The 15,054-nt window shown below is 64.9% G+C and carries 13 protein-coding genes; 9 read left to right on the top strand and 4 right to left on the bottom strand.

Annotated elements, in window-relative coordinates; genetic code table 11:
- Positions 1-2: 2 nt before the first annotated feature.
- Positions 3-1,055, bottom strand: coding sequence for a hypothetical protein (locus tag IPP90_04950; protein MBL0170069.1), 1,053 nt, complete (start codon positions 1,053-1,055; stop codon positions 3-5).
- A gap of 108 nt (positions 1,056-1,163) precedes the next feature.
- On the opposite strand from IPP90_04950, the gene IPP90_04945 reads away from it, so the two are divergent.
- The 6 genes from IPP90_04945 to trxA are packed head-to-tail and all read left to right on the top strand — an operon-like array spanning position 1,164 to position 9,222.
- Positions 1,164-2,786 (top strand): DHA2 family efflux MFS transporter permease subunit, encoded by a 1,623-nt coding sequence (locus IPP90_04945; GenBank protein ID MBL0170068.1) that lies wholly within the window; start codon positions 1,164-1,166, stop codon positions 2,784-2,786.
- Positions 2,787-2,845: 59 nt separating this feature from the next.
- A complete protein-coding gene (locus IPP90_04940) occupies positions 2,846-4,264 on the top strand; it encodes a TolC family protein (GenBank protein MBL0170067.1) in 1,419 nt (472 codons plus the stop codon).
- Positions 4,261-5,340, top strand: a complete 1,080-nt coding sequence (locus tag IPP90_04935; GenBank protein MBL0170066.1) for an efflux RND transporter periplasmic adaptor subunit — start codon at positions 4,261-4,263, stop codon at positions 5,338-5,340. Before IPP90_04940 ends, IPP90_04935 begins: the two co-directional genes overlap by 4 nt.
- A gap of 2 nt (positions 5,341-5,342) precedes the next feature.
- Entirely contained in the window at positions 5,343-8,549 is a 3,207-nt protein-coding gene (locus IPP90_04930) for an efflux RND transporter permease subunit (protein ID MBL0170065.1), read from the top strand.
- Complete coding sequence (locus tag IPP90_04925; GenBank protein ID MBL0170064.1) at positions 8,542-8,754, top strand: DUF2892 domain-containing protein; 213 nt, start codon at positions 8,542-8,544, stop codon at positions 8,752-8,754. Before IPP90_04930 ends, IPP90_04925 begins: the two co-directional genes overlap by 8 nt.
- 18 nt (positions 8,755-8,772) lie before the next feature.
- Positions 8,773-9,222: a thioredoxin gene (gene trxA / locus IPP90_04920; protein MBL0170063.1), complete on the top strand. Its 450-nt coding sequence runs from the start codon at positions 8,773-8,775 to the stop codon at positions 9,220-9,222.
- A gap of 33 nt (positions 9,223-9,255) precedes the next feature.
- On the opposite strand, the gene IPP90_04915 is transcribed toward trxA, so the two are convergent.
- Both IPP90_04915 and IPP90_04910 read right to left on the bottom strand, forming a co-directional pair.
- Positions 9,256-9,588, bottom strand: a complete 333-nt coding sequence (locus tag IPP90_04915; GenBank protein ID MBL0170062.1) for a helix-turn-helix transcriptional regulator — start codon at positions 9,586-9,588, stop codon at positions 9,256-9,258.
- A gap of 69 nt (positions 9,589-9,657) precedes the next feature.
- Complete coding sequence (locus IPP90_04910; protein ID MBL0170061.1) at positions 9,658-10,092, bottom strand: OsmC family protein; 435 nt, start codon at positions 10,090-10,092, stop codon at positions 9,658-9,660.
- A gap of 77 nt (positions 10,093-10,169) precedes the next feature.
- Between IPP90_04910 and IPP90_04905 the strand changes: the two genes are divergently transcribed.
- Positions 10,170-11,477: an amidohydrolase family protein gene (locus tag IPP90_04905; GenBank protein MBL0170060.1), complete on the top strand. Its 1,308-nt coding sequence runs from the start codon at positions 10,170-10,172 to the stop codon at positions 11,475-11,477.
- A gap of 170 nt (positions 11,478-11,647) precedes the next feature.
- Here IPP90_04905 and IPP90_04900 read toward each other — a convergent pair whose 3' ends face one another.
- Complete coding sequence (locus tag IPP90_04900; protein MBL0170059.1) at positions 11,648-12,928, bottom strand: beta-lactamase family protein; 1,281 nt, start codon at positions 12,926-12,928, stop codon at positions 11,648-11,650.
- A gap of 241 nt (positions 12,929-13,169) precedes the next feature.
- On the opposite strand from IPP90_04900, the gene IPP90_04895 reads away from it, so the two are divergent.
- Together IPP90_04895 and IPP90_04890 are read left to right on the top strand one after the other, a co-directional pair.
- On the top strand, positions 13,170-14,930 hold the full coding sequence (locus IPP90_04895; protein MBL0170058.1) for a PQQ-binding-like beta-propeller repeat protein: 1,761 nt from the start codon (positions 13,170-13,172) through the stop codon (positions 14,928-14,930).
- Entirely contained in the window at positions 14,896-15,042 is a 147-nt protein-coding gene (locus IPP90_04890; protein MBL0170057.1) for a hypothetical protein, read from the top strand. The genes IPP90_04895 and IPP90_04890 overlap by 35 nt, the downstream gene beginning before the upstream one ends.
- The last annotated feature ends 12 nt before the right edge of the window (positions 15,043-15,054 follow it).

Raw genomic sequence — 15,054 nt, 5'->3', positions numbered from 1 at the left:
CGCTACTTCACCACGGCGTGATGCGACGCCCACACACGCGGATCCTCCAGCCCAAGCAGCCACACCGAATACCCGCGCAGTTTGTACTGTCGCACCAACTGCAGCTTCGCCTCGAACGCGCGGGCGTCTTCCAGCCACAGGTGTTCAAACACGCCGGCATTTTCCCACATGGCGTAGGGCGACTTCTGCCGTGCATCCCAACGTGCCGTCACCTGGAATTTCGCGAGCAGCCGCTGCCCGTCCGCATAGCTGATGTCACTCGCGGTCATGCGGGGACCATCACGCCAATCCCACGTGGGAAACCAGTGGTCGGAATAGCCGGGAATTCCCAGCGAAATCTTGTGCGGCGGCACTCCCTGTTTCAGCACGTATTCCAGCGACGCTTTGATCCATGGGTAGCCGCCCACCGGACCGGCGGGGGACCCCGCGGTGTGCTGCGCATACGTCATGTACGACAGGAAGTCCAGGGTGTCGGCCAGCGCCTTGTAGTCGTATACGCCGCGCCAATTGTCGTAGATCCAGCGATGATAGGGAGTCGGTCCCCGATCGTCGCCGGTACGCGGTACGACGGCGGCCGACACGGTGCATCCGGCGCGATGCAGCGAGTCCACCGACTCGCGCACAAATGACGTGAAGACGTCACGATCGGAGACGTGCACGTTCTCCACATCGAATTGGATCCCGTCCAGCTTGAGATCACGACACAGGGCCGCCAGGCTGCGAATTGCCCGTGCGCGCGGCGCGGCGACCGTGAGCAACCGGTGCATCATGGGTTGATCGAAGCCGGGGTTCATCACCAGCGGGACCAGCTTCACCCGACGCGCGCGGGCCACACGCACCACGGTGGAATCCAGGGTGCCGTGAATGCCGCCGTCGGCGTCAAACGCAAATACCTGCGGTGAGACCACCGAGATGCGATCGGCGTGCGCCACAAACTCCCGTGTACTGGCGGCGCCGTTACGCGTATACCACAGGGCTTCCAGTGGCTGCGCAGCCGCGGAATCGACGGCCAGCAGTCCAAGCACGAACACGATGGGCAAAGACGGAGAGTGCACGGAAAGCCGCCTGCGCAGCGCGCGCAGCAAAATGGTCGAGAAGGGAATGGACGCAGTTGGCACCACGATAGACCTAAAGCTATCGTGAGGCATGCGCACTGCCCGCCCGTGACCCTGACCAGCCTGTCCGACACCCCCGCCGCGCGCGCGCTGGCGGCTGCGAACTTCGTGCGTCGCTACCGCTGGCTGATTTTGCTGGGCCTGATCACGGCCGCCATCATGGAGGTGCTCGATACTACCATCGTGAATGTGGCGCTGCCGCAGATGGCCGGGAACCTCAACGCCACCCAGGAAGAGATCGGCTGGGTGTCGACCGGGTACATCCTGGCCAACGTGATCTTCCTGCCCATGACCGCGTTTTTCGCCTCACGCTTCGGGCGACAGCGATATCTCACGGCATCGATCATTTTGTTCATCATCGCCTCGTTCCTCTGCGGCACGTCGACGTCTCTGACGGAACTGGTCTTCTGGCGAGTGTTGCAGGGCGCTGGCGGCGCGGCGTTGCTCTCCACGGCACAGGCCACGCTGCGCCAGATCTTTCCGCAGGAAGAGCAAGGCATGGTGCAGGCGGTATTCCTGCTGGGCGTGATCGTCGCACCGACGCTGGGCCCCACCCTGGGCGGCTGGATCACCGACAACTACACCTGGAACTGGTGCTTCTTCATCAACGTGCCCATCGGCATCGCCTCGGCGTTCCTCGTCACCACCTTCCTGCGCGATCCGCCGGATCAACAGGCGCACACGGGACGCGTCGACTGGCCCGGCATCGGCCTTCTGACGGTGGGCATTGGCAGCCTGCAGTACGTGCTGGAAGAGGGCAACGCCAAGGACTGGTTTGACGACGCACGCATTCTGCGACTGGCGATGCTGGCCGCGGTGTCGCTGGGGACCTTGATCTGGTGGGAGCTGCACCCCAGGAACGCGCACCCGGTGGTGAACTTTCGCGTGCTGCGCAACAAGACGCTCTCGGCGGCACTCTTCCTGTTCGTCGCGCTGGGATTCGGCCTGTATGGGGGCGTGTTTCTCTTTCCACTGTTCGCCCAAGGGATCTTGCACTTCACCCCCACGGAAACGGGGCTGGTCATGATGCCCGGCGGGCTCGCCACTGCCGCCAGTGCGCTCATGTGCGGCATGCTGCTCAATGGCAAGAATCCCAAAGCCGACCCGCGGGTGCTGATACTCTTCGGCGTCGTGCTGTTCGCCGTGTCCATGTGGATCATGGGCCATCTCACCACCGCAGCTGGCGAATCGGACGTGCGAATGGCACTGCTGGTGCGCGGCGTCGGACTCGGGCTGCTGTTCGTGCCGATCAACAATGTCGCCTACGCCAGCATCAAGCCGCAGGACGCGCAGCAGGCATCGGGGCTCATCAATCTCTCGCGACAACTGGGCGGCGCGTTCGGCATTGCAGTGCTGCTCAATCAATTGTCGAAACAGACGCAGCTGCACCGTGTCGATCTCGTGTCATCCATCGCCACCGGCAATGCCCTTGCCGATGATCGGATGCGGCTGCTCACGGCTGGCTTCATGGCACGTGGGATGGATGCGTTCGCAGCCCGCCAGTCGGCCTTGGGCGTGCTCAATGCGCAAGTCCAGCAACAGGCCACCATGCTGGGCTTCAACGATGCCTGGATGTTCATTCTGGTCGTGTTCGTGATGGTGGCCCCGTTCATACTGCTGTTGGGTCGTCCGAATCGGCGCGCGTCGGCACCCGCCGTCGACGCGCACTAGCGCCCGGGGTCCCACACTCCCTTGACTTCTTGTATATGCGTATTTAGTTATATTGCTATATGCGTATCTTACGATCTATTCGCCGATCGGTCGGCTGGTGGGCTGGGCCGGGCCTGCTAGGCGCCCTGGCGACCGCCGCTTCGCTGAACGCCCAGGCGGCCCCCACGCTCTCGCTGGCTGATGCCATGCGCGAAGCCGACCGCCATGCCTTCGCCAACCGGATCGCCATCGCCAACAACGATGCCGGCCGCGCCCAGTCCCGCCTGCCGCTCAAGGGCATCCTGCCCACGGCGCGCATCGAGACGGGCGTCATCCGGACCACGGACCCCATCGGCGCCTTCGGCACCACGCTGCGACAACGCCTCGTCACCCCGGCCGCGTTCGATCCGGCGCGACTTAACGATCCGGCGGCCGTCACCAACGTGCAAGGCGGCCTCGTGCTTGAACTACCGCTGCTCAATGCCGACGCGTGGACCGGGTGGCGCGCGGCCCGCGCGTCGGCTGAGGCCACCGGCGCCGCCGGTGAATGGACGTCCCTGACCACGAAGACCAACCTCGTGCGGGCCTACTACGGCGCCACTCTGGCACACGAAAAGAGCGCGATGCTGGAACAGGCGCAGCGTGCCGCCGAATCGGCCGTGCGCCAGGTGCAGGCCATGGTGAATCAGGGACTGGTCACGAAGGCCGATGCGCTGCAGGCCAGCGTACGCGCGTCAGACGTGGCATCGCAACTGTTGTCGGCGCGCAGCGACGCGCTCAGTGCCGCGCAGCAGGTGAGCCTGCTGCTGGGGCGCACCGACGGCCGCGCCGTCACCCTGCCGGCGACGCTGCCGCCTGACGCGCCGGTTCGCGCACTCGCCGAACATGATACCGTGACGGTGCCCGACGCATCACACGCGCCAACGCCAATGGCCGCCCGTGCCGATGTGCGCGCCGCCAGCGCCGGCGTCCGTGCCGCGAACGCGGATCGACTGCGCGCCGCCAGCACGCTGCTGCCACGCGTCAATAGTTTCGCGCGCTACGATTGGAATAACCCGACCACGCTGTACGGCGGACGCAAGAACTGGACGGTCGGTGTCATGGCCTCGTGGTCGCTGTTTGGCGGAGGCAGTGAACTGGCCGATCTCGCCGGCGCCACGGCGCGCGAGATTGGCGCCCAAGTCGGTCGCGAAGCGGCGCTGGCACAGGGACAGCTTGAGGCCGATGCTGCACGTCGCGGCATCGTGGTCGCCCTGCAGCAACTCGACCTCGCCAAGGGCGCCGCCGAGCAGAGTCGAGAAGCCTATCGGCTCGTGGACAAGCGATACGCCGGTGGATTGGCCACCATCGCCGAGTTGCTCGGCGCCGAATCGCAGGCCACCGGGGCCGCGCTGGCCCACGCGGCTGCTCGCTACACCCTGATTGACGCCATCGCCACTCACCGTCGAGCCATCGGTGCCGACCCGGCCGAACTCGCCTTTCTGGATACCGCCCGATGATCCGCACTTCGTTGTTTCGTCTTCCCCTCACGGTCGCCGCGCTGTCCGTTGGCGCGTTCGCGATGGGCGCCTGTGGTGGCGAATCGCCGCCCGAGCACACCGGTGCGTCCAATGAGGCGACCACGTCCACGCGCACAGCGGGGACCGTGCTGCGCGTGCAGGATACAGTCGTCGTCTCGACGTTCGATGCATCGGGAGTGGCCGAACCGATGCAACAAGCGACGCTCAGCACGAAACTGATGGGCACCGTGAACGCCGTGCTCGTGCGCGAAGGCGACGCCGTCTACACGGGCCAGCCGCTTGTTCGCATTGACGCGCGTGATCTCGCGGCCAAGGCCAACCAGGTCGAGGCGTCCATTGCCGATGCCGAAGCCATGCAACGCGAGGCCGCCACACATGCCGCGCGCTTTCGCGCCCTGTATGCGGATAGCGCCGCCACGCGCGCGCAGTACGACGCGGCGATCACAGGGTTGGCGCGGGCGGACGCAGGCCTTCGCGCCGCGAAAGCCGCAGCCAGCGAACTCGATGCCGTGAGCAGCTACGCCACGGTCCGCGCGCCATTTGCAGGCGTGGTGACGGCGCGATTCGCGGATCCGGGGACGTTTGCCTCGCCCGGCGCACCGCTGCTCACGGTGCAGGACGTGTCCACACTGCGCATCACCGCCACGGTCGGTGCCGACGCGGTGCGCCAGCTCACGCGTGGACAAGTGCTGAACGCCACCGTCGACGGCAATCCGGTTGTCGCGAAAGTCGAGGGGATCGTGCCTGCCGGCTCCGGCAACCAGTTCACGGTCAATGCAATAGTCGACAACCGCCGTGCCGCCATCCGCACCGGCAGTTCCGCCACGTTGTTCATCCCCATCGGCACCCGGCATGCGCTGCTGGTACCGCTGTCGGCCATCGTGCGTGATGGCGACCTCACGGGCGTCATTGTGCGGGGGGCGCAGCGCGACGAGCGGCGCTGGATTCGACTTGGTGTCACCATCGCTGGGCGCGTCGACGTCACCAGCGGTCTTGAGGCCGGCGAAGACATCGTGATCCCGGCCGCGTCAGCACCGGCAAAGGCCGGGTCCTGATCATGTCGCAATCAATTGGCATTTCGGGTCGGGTCGCGCAGGCGTTCCTGAACTCGAAACTCACCCCGCTCATTGTCGTGGCCTCGCTCGCCGTCGGCGGGTTGGGCATCATGGCCACGCCACGCGAAGAAGAGCCGCAGATCTCGGTGCCGATGATCGATGTCATCGCGACCATGCCCGGCGCCTCGCCACAGGAGGCGGAGAATCTGCTGGCGCGACCCATGGAACAGCGCATGCTCGAGCTGCCTGGAGTCGATCATGTGTACTCCATGTCGGGCGAAGGCTACGCCATGGTCACGGTGCGCTTCAAAGTGGGGGAGGATCAGGAACGCAGCGTTACGCGGGTGCGGGCCAAGCTGGCCGGCGCGATGGACAAGGCGCCTCCCGGAGTGCTGCCGCCCACCATCAAGGCGCACTCGATCGACGATGTGCCGGTGCTGGCGCTCACCTTGCACGCCAAGACGCTCGATGCGAATGCGCTGCGCCAAATGGCCCTGCATCTGGAAGACGAGATCCGTTCGGTGCCGGAGGTGTCGGAAACCAGCGTCACCGGCGGAGCCCCAAAGCAGATCCGTGTCGTGCTCGATCCCGCGCGACTCGCGGCCGGCGGCGTCACGCCCGGTGAAGTCGCCATGGCGTTGCGTGGCGCGAATGCCCGATTGGCGGCGGGCGAACTCGCCATGCACGACAGTGTCATGCTCATCGCCGTGGGCGCGCCGCTCACGAATGCGCGCGAGGTCGGGAGCGTGGTCGTCTCGGTGCGCGGTGGCGTCCCGGTCTACCTGCGCAGCGTTGCCGACGTGCTCGAGGACTTCGGCGAAACCACGTCGTACGTGACGCATCGCGAAGGCGGCGGGGCCGCCGAGGCCGCGGTCACCATTGCCGTGGCCAAGCGCAAGGGCGCCAACGCCACCGACGTGACTCGGGCCGCGCTGGAGCGGGTGGATCAGGCCAAGGGGCGACTGCTACCGTCGACGGTGAGTCTGTCGGTCACGCGCGACTATGGTGAAACGGCGGGCGAAAAGGCGCAGGAGCTCATCCTGCACCTCATCATCGCCACGCTCAGTGTCACGGTGCTCATCTGGATCTTCCTCGGCTGGCGCGAAGCGCTGGTGGTGCTGGTGGCCGTGCCAGTCACGCTTGCCCTCACGCTGTTCGCGTACTATGCGCTTGGGTACACGCTCAACCGCATCACGCTGTTCGCGCTGATTTTCAGCATCGGTATTCTGGTCGACGATGCCATCGTGGTGGTGGAGAACATCTATCGACACATGCAGATGGGCGATCGTTCGCCCGAAGTGGCAGCGGTCGAGGCCGTTGACGAGGTGGGCAACCCCACCATTCTGGCGACGTTCGCCGTGATCGCGGCCATTCTGCCGATGGCGTTCGTGAGTGGCATGATGGGGCCGTACATGCGTCCCATTCCCATCGGCGCGTCGGTCGCCATGCTGGCGTCGCTGGCCGTCGCGTTCATCGTCACCCCGTACCTGGCCTACCGCCTGCTGCGCGGCCACGTCAGCAACACGCACACCAACGTCACCCATCCGCCCGAAGAGGGCAGCCGAATCGATCGCGTGTACCGGCGGATCATGGAGCCGCTCATGCAGCGGCGCGGACGCCGCCTGGCATTCTACGGCAGCGTGGTGGTCATGCTCGTCGCCAGCATGGGCCTGATGCTGTTCAAGGTCGTGCAGGTGAAGATGCTCCCCTTTGACAACAAGAGTGAGTTCCAGGTGGTGCTGGACCTGCCGGAAGGCACCACGCTGGAGACGTCCAATCTGGCCGCCTCAGAGATTGCCGCTTACCTCAGCACCGTACCGGAAGTGGTCAGCACGCAGGTGTATGCCGGCACGTCGGCGCCGTTCAACTTCAACGGTCTCGTGCGTCACTACTTCATGCGCAGTGGGGCGAACGTCGCTGACGTGCAGGTGAATCTCCTGCCCAAAGGCGAGCGGGATCGGCAAAGCCACACCATTGCCGTGGCCGTTCGCCCGTCAATCGACTCGATCGCGCGCCGCTACAACGCATCCGCCAAGGTGGCGGAGATTCCGCCTGGTCCGCCGGTGCTGTCCACGCTGGTCGCCGAGGTGTACGCCGCCAACGATTCGGCGCGCCTGGCCGCGGCCATGGCGGTGAAGACCGTGTTCGAGCACACGCCGGGTGTGGTGGACGTGGATTGGACCGTGGAGGCGCCGCAAGTCAAGCGCACGTTCCGCGTGGATCGTGTGCGAGCGGCCGAGTCGGGAGCAAGCGTGGAGCAGATCACGCAGACGCTGTACCTCGCGCTATCCGGTGCGCCGGCGGGCGTCGCCGCGTCGAGTACGGCCAAGGAGGCCATCACGATTGTCCCGCGCCTGCCGTTGGATAGACGGTCGAGCGTCGAGGCGCTGTTGGCCATGCCGATTGCAACCATGCAGGGCCCGCAGCCATTGGCGCGCTTCGTGACCGTCGTGGATGGCGTGCGCGACGGGACGCGTATTCGCAAAGACCTGCGTCCATCCATCTACGTGACCGGTGACGTGGCGCGCGAAATTGAAAGCCCGGTGTACGCGATTCTCGAGATGAACCGGCAGCTCGACGCCATTCGCGTGAATGGCGTGGCGATCGCGCGCTACAACGCCGTGCCGCCGGCCACGCTCAGCGAGACCGCCATCAAGTGGGACGGCGAATGGCAGGTGACCATCGAAGTGTTCCGCGACCTCGGGCTGGCCTTTGCCATCGTGTTGGTGCTCATCTATGTGCTGGTGGTGGGCTGGTTCCAGAGCTTCAGCATTCCGCTGGTCATCATGGCGCCCATCCCGTTGACGCTCGTGGGCATCCTGCCGGGGCATGCGATCAGTGGCGCGTTCTTCACCGCCACCAGCATGATCGGCATGATTGCGCTGGCCGGTATCATCGTGCGCAACTCCATCCTGTTGGTGGACTTCATCCAACTGGAAGAGTCCCGCGGACGTGCCTTGGCCGATGCGGTGCTGGAAGCGGGCGCCGTGCGGTTCCGTCCCATTGCCCTCACCGCAGCGGCGGTGGTCGTGGGCGGACTGGTCATGGTCCTCGATCCGATCTTCCAGGGTCTGGCCGTCGCGCTGATCAGCGGGGCCATTGTGGCGACCGCGCTCACGATGGTGGTGGTTCCCCTGCTCTACTGGGAACTGCGTCGACGCTCGGCGCCAGTGGCCCCTTCACACCTTGCCCCTTTGCACCATGTGTAACGACAAGATCATTCGCCGCTTCGCCGGGGTATTTATCCTCGTATCGGTGGCCCTGGGCTGGACGGTCCATCCAAACTGGTACCTGTTCACTGCGTTTGTTGGTCTCAATCTCCTGCAGTCAAGCTTCACGTCTTTCTGTCCGCTGGAGCGAATCCTCGGCCGAACCGGATGGTTCGGATGCGCGCCCAGCGGGCGTACACAATAACCCGGACCGACATCGATCATGACCAAACCGACCATTGCGCGCACGGCCATCGTGCCGTGCGCGGACTGCGCGAAACTTAATCGCGTGGACCTTGATCGCCTTGAGGCGAAGGCCTCCTGTGGCGTGTGTCACGCGCCACTGGTGCTCGATGCGCCGCTGACCCTGACGGACGCCACGTTCGACAAGGTCATCGCAAGCGCCAGCGTGCCGGTGCTGATCGACTTCTACGCCGACTGGTGCGGCCCGTGCCGTGCCATGGCACCGGTGTTTGCGGAATTTGCGCGCCGACAGTCAGGGCGCGTGCTCGTAGCCAAGGTCGATACCGATCGGAACCCCGCAGTGGCCGGGCGATTTGCCATACGCAGCATTCCCACGCTGGCGCTCATGCGTGACGGTCAGGAAGTGGCACGCCAAGTGGGGGCGGCGTCATTGGCCGCTTTGGAACAATTGGTGCAGCGCGCGGGCTGACGCCGCAACATCCCGTGCCACGATCCGGGCGCGTCAGCGCCCGGTGACCACCTTGCGGCGGGCATTGTTTTCCGCCTCGAGGCGCCCGCAAATCAGATCGCACAACTTCAGCACGTCCTTGTCGGCCAGTTCATAGCGCACATACAGGCCGTCGCGCTCGCGAGAGACAAACCCGCTGGTGTGCAACAGCGCCAGATGCCGGGACACATTGGCCTGTCCCATGCCGGTGTCCTGCACGAGTTCACTGACCGTCCGCGCGCCGGGACGCAACGCTTGCAGCAATTGCAGTCGCCCGCAATCACCAAGCGCCTTGAAACGGTCGGCGACGAGCGTGAGCAGTTCGGGTGTCAGGCGTGCGTTCGACATGGCGACCTCCGGCGAGTGTATGTATACCGATATAAGTATACATACACATCACCGGATTTCAAGTCCGGACTACGCCGCCAGCGTCGCCTCAAGTGTGATCGGCACGTTCAACGCGCGCGACACGGGGCAGCCGGCCTTCGCCGCAGCCGCCAGCTCGGCAAATTGCTCGGCGGTGATGCCGGGCACGGTGCCGGTCACCTTGAGGACGATCCCGACAATGGTGAATCCGATCGGCTGCTTTTCCAGCGTGAGTACGGCCTTCGTGTGCAGTTGCGTCGGCGCATGGCCGGCATTCGTCAAACCGAAGGACAACGCCATGGAGAAGCAGCCGGCGTGCGCCGCCGCGATCAACTCCTCGGGATTCGTCCCGTCGGTACCGTGTTCATCCTGGAAGCGCAGTTTGAATGAATACGGCTGGTCCTTGAGCGCGCCGCTCAGCGTGGTAAGTGTGCCACTGCCTTCCAAGCCACTGCCTTTCCAAACTGCCTGAGCTGTCCGCTGCATATGTCCTCGCAAAAGTTGTGGGTGAGTCCTTGATAATAGTGGACTTGCCGGATCGGGGCGCGGCCTGTCATTTCACCATGTCCTCAACCACCCCGCGCATGCGCCCGTTCCAACGGCTTGTCGCTGTCCTCCTCCTGCCGATAGCGGCGCTGATCGCCACCACCGCGTCGGCCCAATCAATGCCCGCCGCCCCGGACGTGGTGTTGCGGGCGGCGCGCGTGCTGGACGGCACCGGTCGTGTGCTCGTCAATCAGGATGTAGTCGTGTCCGGCGGACGCATTACCGCGCTTCGGCCAGCCACCGGCGCGTTACCGGCCAACGGCATTGATTTGCGCGGGCGGACGCTGCTGCCGGGGCTCATTGACACCCACGTGCATCTCGGGTGGTACCTCACCGCGAAACATCGACTGCATCAGGACCGCGATGGCGACTCCCCGGCCGTCGGTGCGCTCAATCACGCGGGCAATGCCTGGGCCACGCTCCGCGCCGGATTCACGACGGTACAGAGCATCGGCGAAGCCGACAACGCCGATCTGCGCGAGGCGATCAACCGTGGCATCATTCCCGGTCCCCGCGTGCTCACGTCGTTGGGTTCGCTCAGCGAGCGCAGTGCCGGTGGATCGCCCGACTCGTTGCGGTCAGTCGTGCGGCGATTCAAGGCGCAGGGCGCCGATGTCATCAAGATCTTCGCCTCGAAGTCCATTCGGGACGGTGGCGAAGCCACCATGACCGACGCCCAACTTGAGGCGGCCTGCGGCGAGGCGAAAACCGTAGGTCTTCGTTCCGTGGTGCACGCCCACTCAGCAGAAGCGGTGCAGCGCGCGGCACGCGCCGGGTGCACGCAGGTGGAACACGGAGTATTTGCCGACGATGCCACGCGTACGCTGCTCGTGGAGCGAGGGACGTTCTTCGATCCGCAGTGCGGACTGGTGTTCCACAACTACCTCGACAACAAGGCGTGGTTTGAGGGCATCGGCAACTACAATGCTGCCGGTTTTGCGTCCATGGAAAAGGCGTTGCCCTTGGCGGAAGCGGGCATCGGCCTGGCCAGTCGCACCAAACGACTCAAGTTGGTCTTCGGGACCGACGCGGTGGCCGGCGCCCACGGACGTAACGCCGAGGAACTGGTGTGTCGCGTGCGACGTGGCGGACAGCCGGCCATGGAGGCGTTGGTAAGTGCGACGTCGTTGGCTGCCGAATCGCTCGGCCTTGAACAGGAAATCGGTCGCATCGCCATCGGCTACTCCGCAGACATGATTGCCACGGATGGAGATCCGTCACGGGAGATCGAGGCGACTCAGCGTGTGCGTTTCGTGATGCGGAACGGGCGCATCTATCGCAACGACCTCACGTCCGCTCGGGGCACGCCAAGACAGACGCCTTGAACGCTTCGACATACGCTTTCCGCGCGACGCTATCCCTCACCCACCCGGCCAACCCCTCTGCGGTCAGCTTCCGCGCAACGCGAGAGTAGCTGGCGTTGCCGCCTGCGCGTGCACCGGGGCCGCGAGGCCGAGCCACGCGACCGTGAGCACAAGTGTCGGGCGCATGAGGCTCAGGGTTTCACCAGGGCGTCGTAAATCCACGCACGGTTCTTACGCTGGTATTCGGCAAGCAAGGCGCGGTCCTGAATCATGAACACCATCACCAGGTCGTTCTTCGGATCCACCCAGAACTCCGTGCCCGCGATGCCATTCCACGAGAACGTGCCGGCACCCGGTCGCTGCTTCACATCATCGATCACCAATGAAAACCCGAGGCCAAACCCCATGGTGTTGACCAACAGCCCCAACGCCGGGAAGAACAGGCCCCTGCCGCGTATCTCGGCCGTGGTTTCGTCCTGACGCATGCGCAGCAGCGTTTCCCGTTTGATGATCCGGACGCCTTTGTATGTGCCGTCACCAGCCAGCATCAACGCGAAGCGCAGATAGTCTTCTGGTGTTGACGAGAGTCCGGCCCCGCCGGCCAACAGCGGTACCCGCGCCGTATAGTCGTAGTACAACGGGTCCTTCCCCGCCGGCTGCGCAAACCGATCCGCCTTGGTGGCAGGCTGGAAGAAGTCCGTATCCGTCATGCCCAGCGGGCCCGTCACACGCTCTTTGACGGCCTGGTCGAGCGGCTTCCCGGACACCACCTCCACGATGGCGCCGAGCACCTCGGTGGCATGCGAGTAGTTCCACGCCGTTCCCGGTTCGGCCGCCAGCGGGAGCCCCGCGAGCAACCTCGCGTAGGCACGCGGCGTAAGGTCGGAGCGGCCCTCGCCAGCCTCAGCGTACAGTTTGGCCAGCCGAGCGGAGGGCTGGATGAAGCCGTAAATCAATCCGGATGTGTGGCTCATCAAATGCCGAACCAGCATCACGTTCTGTGCCGGCCTGGTGGAACCGTCGGCCTGCAGCACGTTCAGCTTGGCGTACTCCGGCAGGTACTTCGAGACGGGATCATCGAGGTGCAGACTGCCCTGCTCAACCAAGGTCATCGCCGCAACCGTCACGATCGGCTTGGTCATCGAGAACACGCGAAAGATCGACTCGTCGCTCATGGGCCTGGCCTGACCCGGCCCTTGTACGCCAAACCCTTCACTGAACGCAATCTTCCCGTGACGGGCAATCAGCAGGAACGCACCGGGGATCTTGCCGCTGGCCACGTCACCGTTGAGCGCCGTTCGAATATCGGCCAGTTTCGCCGCGCTGAAACCCAGCGCTACGGCGTCGCCCCGACTGAGTGAAGAGATGCCGGGATCGACAACGGGTCGCGTCGAATGACAGGCCGTGGCCAACGCGACGACCATCGCCAACGCCGACGTAAGCGTTCTTCGCGGAATCTGAATTCGGTGCACATCGCCCCTCACGCGTGAAGACACCTACACACCGTCTCGTGTCGAAAAGCTACGGCGTGGGCGATGACACGGCGAGGCATTGCCGCAGGCCCCGGTCGGCCCCCTCGCCGCCACGGTGACCATGGCCACTCGTTTTGCGCGCACGACCATCGGTCGCCCCGAGCCTGTTCAGGCGATGATCCCGCGTGCATGTTGAGCGACGTTGGCGGAACGCCCTGTGACCGGACGAAAGGAGCCTTGCATGCGAGTGAGCCTCAGCTACCCAACCATCGTGCTCTGGTTCGCCGTATACGCGATGCCGGCGTCGGGTGCTGCCCAAGACACGTTGCAGAACCCGCGGCGCGCTGAGGCCGAACGTACCTTCGCCACCGTGTGCGCCGAGTGTCACAGCGAGTCACAGAGCGGCCGCACGCCGAGTCGCTTTTCCATGAGCGGATTGTCGCCGCGCGCCATTGTCGACGCGCTCGAAAACGGACCCATGAAATCACAGGGCGAATCGTTGACGCGCGATCAACGCGTGGCGGTCGCGGAGTACATCTCGGGTCGCCCCTACGCGCGCGCCGAGCTCCCCGCACAAGCCTGGTGCGCGCAGCGGGGACCGGCGACGCTCAACCTGAAAGCGATAGCGTGGATGGGGTTTGGCGGTGGACTGGCCGGCACCGGTTTTCAGAGTACCGCGCGCGCCGGACTGACTGCTGCCGATGTGCCGAACCTCACGCTGGCGTGGGCGTTCGCCTTTCCTGATGCCGTGAACGTGCGCACCAAACCCACGGTTGTGGGTGATGTGATGCTGGTTGGTGGTTCGTTTGGCGAAGTGTATGCGCTGGATGCACAAAAGGGCTGTGTGCGCTGGAGCTACGAGGCCGACGCCGGTGTGCGTGGCGCGATTCTGGTGGGCGCCGGCAAGAGCGATCGCGCCATAGCCTACTTCGTGGACTTTCGCACCAATGCCTACGCGCTTGATGTGGCCGCAGGCACGCTGCTCTGGAAAACACGTGTGGGCCGTCATCCGGAAGCGAATACCACCGGCACCGCCGTGCTGCACGCTGGACAACTCATCGTCCCTATTTCCAGCATGGAAGTCGTGACGGCCGGCAATCCCGCGTACGAGTGCTGCACGTCATCAGGCGCGGTAGCGTCTCTCAACGCGGCCACGGGCGCGGTGACATGGTACTATCGTGTGACGGCGGACTCGGCGCGTGAGGTGGGCAAGAATGCGGCGGGTACGGCGATGTTTGCCCCATCAGGCGCCCCCGTGTGGGCCAGTCCCACGGTGGATGCGAAACGGGGACTCGTGTACGTGGGCACCGGAGAGAATTACACGCGTCCGACCACGGCTACCAGCGATGCGATTCTCGCCTTGCGTCTGGATAACGGCGCGCTGGCGTGGTCGTTCCAGGCCAGTCGCGACGATGCGTTCACGATGGCGTGTTCAGGACTTCGCAATCGCGAGAACTGTCCCAGTCCGCCAGGCCCCGATCATGACTTCGGTATGTCGCCCATTCTCGCGACCCGCGCCGATGGCAAGGAAATTCTCGTGGTGGGTCAGAAGTCGGGCGTGGTGTTTGCACTCGACCCGGATGCCAAGGGTGCACCACTCTGGTCCACGCGTGTTGGCAAGGGCAGTGCGCTGGGCGGTATTCACTGGGGCATGGCCACCGACAGTCGGTACGTGTACGCCGCAAATGCCGATCGTGCATCAGCTGTTGTGGTCAAGGACACGGTATCGCTTGCGCCGTCACCGGGGCTCTACGCACTTGATCTGGTCACGGGGAAATCGGTGTGGGCGCGCGTAACTGCCTGCAGCCTGCATAGATCGTCGCGGTTGTTTTGCGGCGAATTCGGCCGCGCCCACGGTGATTCCCGGTGCGGTCTTCGCGGGTGGTCTCGACGGCCATATCCGCGCGCATGCAACCGCCGACGGTCGACTGCTGTGGGATTTCGACACGCTGAAAGACTTCACCACCGTGAATGGCATTGCCGGGCGCGGCGGGGCGATTGACGGTCCGGGCCCGGTGATTGCCGGTGGTTTCGTGTATGTGAACAGCGGCTATGGCACCTTTGGACAGATGCCGGGCAATGTGCTGCTCGCGTTCTCGATTGGACGCCGATAGCGGGGCGTTCCG

This window comes from Gemmatimonadaceae bacterium, assembly GCA_016720905.1.
Taxonomy (GTDB): domain Bacteria; phylum Gemmatimonadota; class Gemmatimonadetes; order Gemmatimonadales; family Gemmatimonadaceae; genus Gemmatimonas.
The sequence above is the reverse complement of the archived record's forward strand: the minus strand, read 5'-3'. Positions and strand labels throughout refer to the sequence as shown.

Bases quoted from the DNA above. Each gene is read 5' to 3' on its own strand.
- IPP90_04940 (MBL0170067.1), top strand. From the start codon at position 2,846: ATGCGTATCTTACGATCTATTCGCCGATCGGTCGGCTGGTGGGCTGGG.
- IPP90_04935 (MBL0170066.1), top strand. From the start codon at position 4,261: ATGATCCGCACTTCGTTGTTTCGTCTTCCCCTCACGGTCGCCGCGCTG.
- IPP90_04930 (MBL0170065.1), top strand. From the start codon at position 5,343: ATGTCGCAATCAATTGGCATTTCGGGTCGGGTCGCGCAGGCGTTCCTG.
- IPP90_04925 (MBL0170064.1), top strand. From the start codon at position 8,542: ATGTGTAACGACAAGATCATTCGCCGCTTCGCCGGGGTATTTATCCTC.
- trxA (MBL0170063.1), top strand. From the start codon at position 8,773: ATGACCAAACCGACCATTGCGCGCACGGCCATCGTGCCGTGCGCGGAC.
- IPP90_04915 (MBL0170062.1), bottom strand. From the start codon at position 9,588: ATGTCGAACGCACGCCTGACACCCGAACTGCTCACGCTCGTCGCCGAC.
- IPP90_04910 (MBL0170061.1), bottom strand. From the start codon at position 10,092: ATGCAGCGGACAGCTCAGGCAGTTTGGAAAGGCAGTGGCTTGGAAGGC.
- IPP90_04905 (MBL0170060.1), top strand. From the start codon at position 10,170: ATGTCCTCAACCACCCCGCGCATGCGCCCGTTCCAACGGCTTGTCGCT.
- IPP90_04895 (MBL0170058.1), top strand. From the start codon at position 13,170: ATGCGAGTGAGCCTCAGCTACCCAACCATCGTGCTCTGGTTCGCCGTA.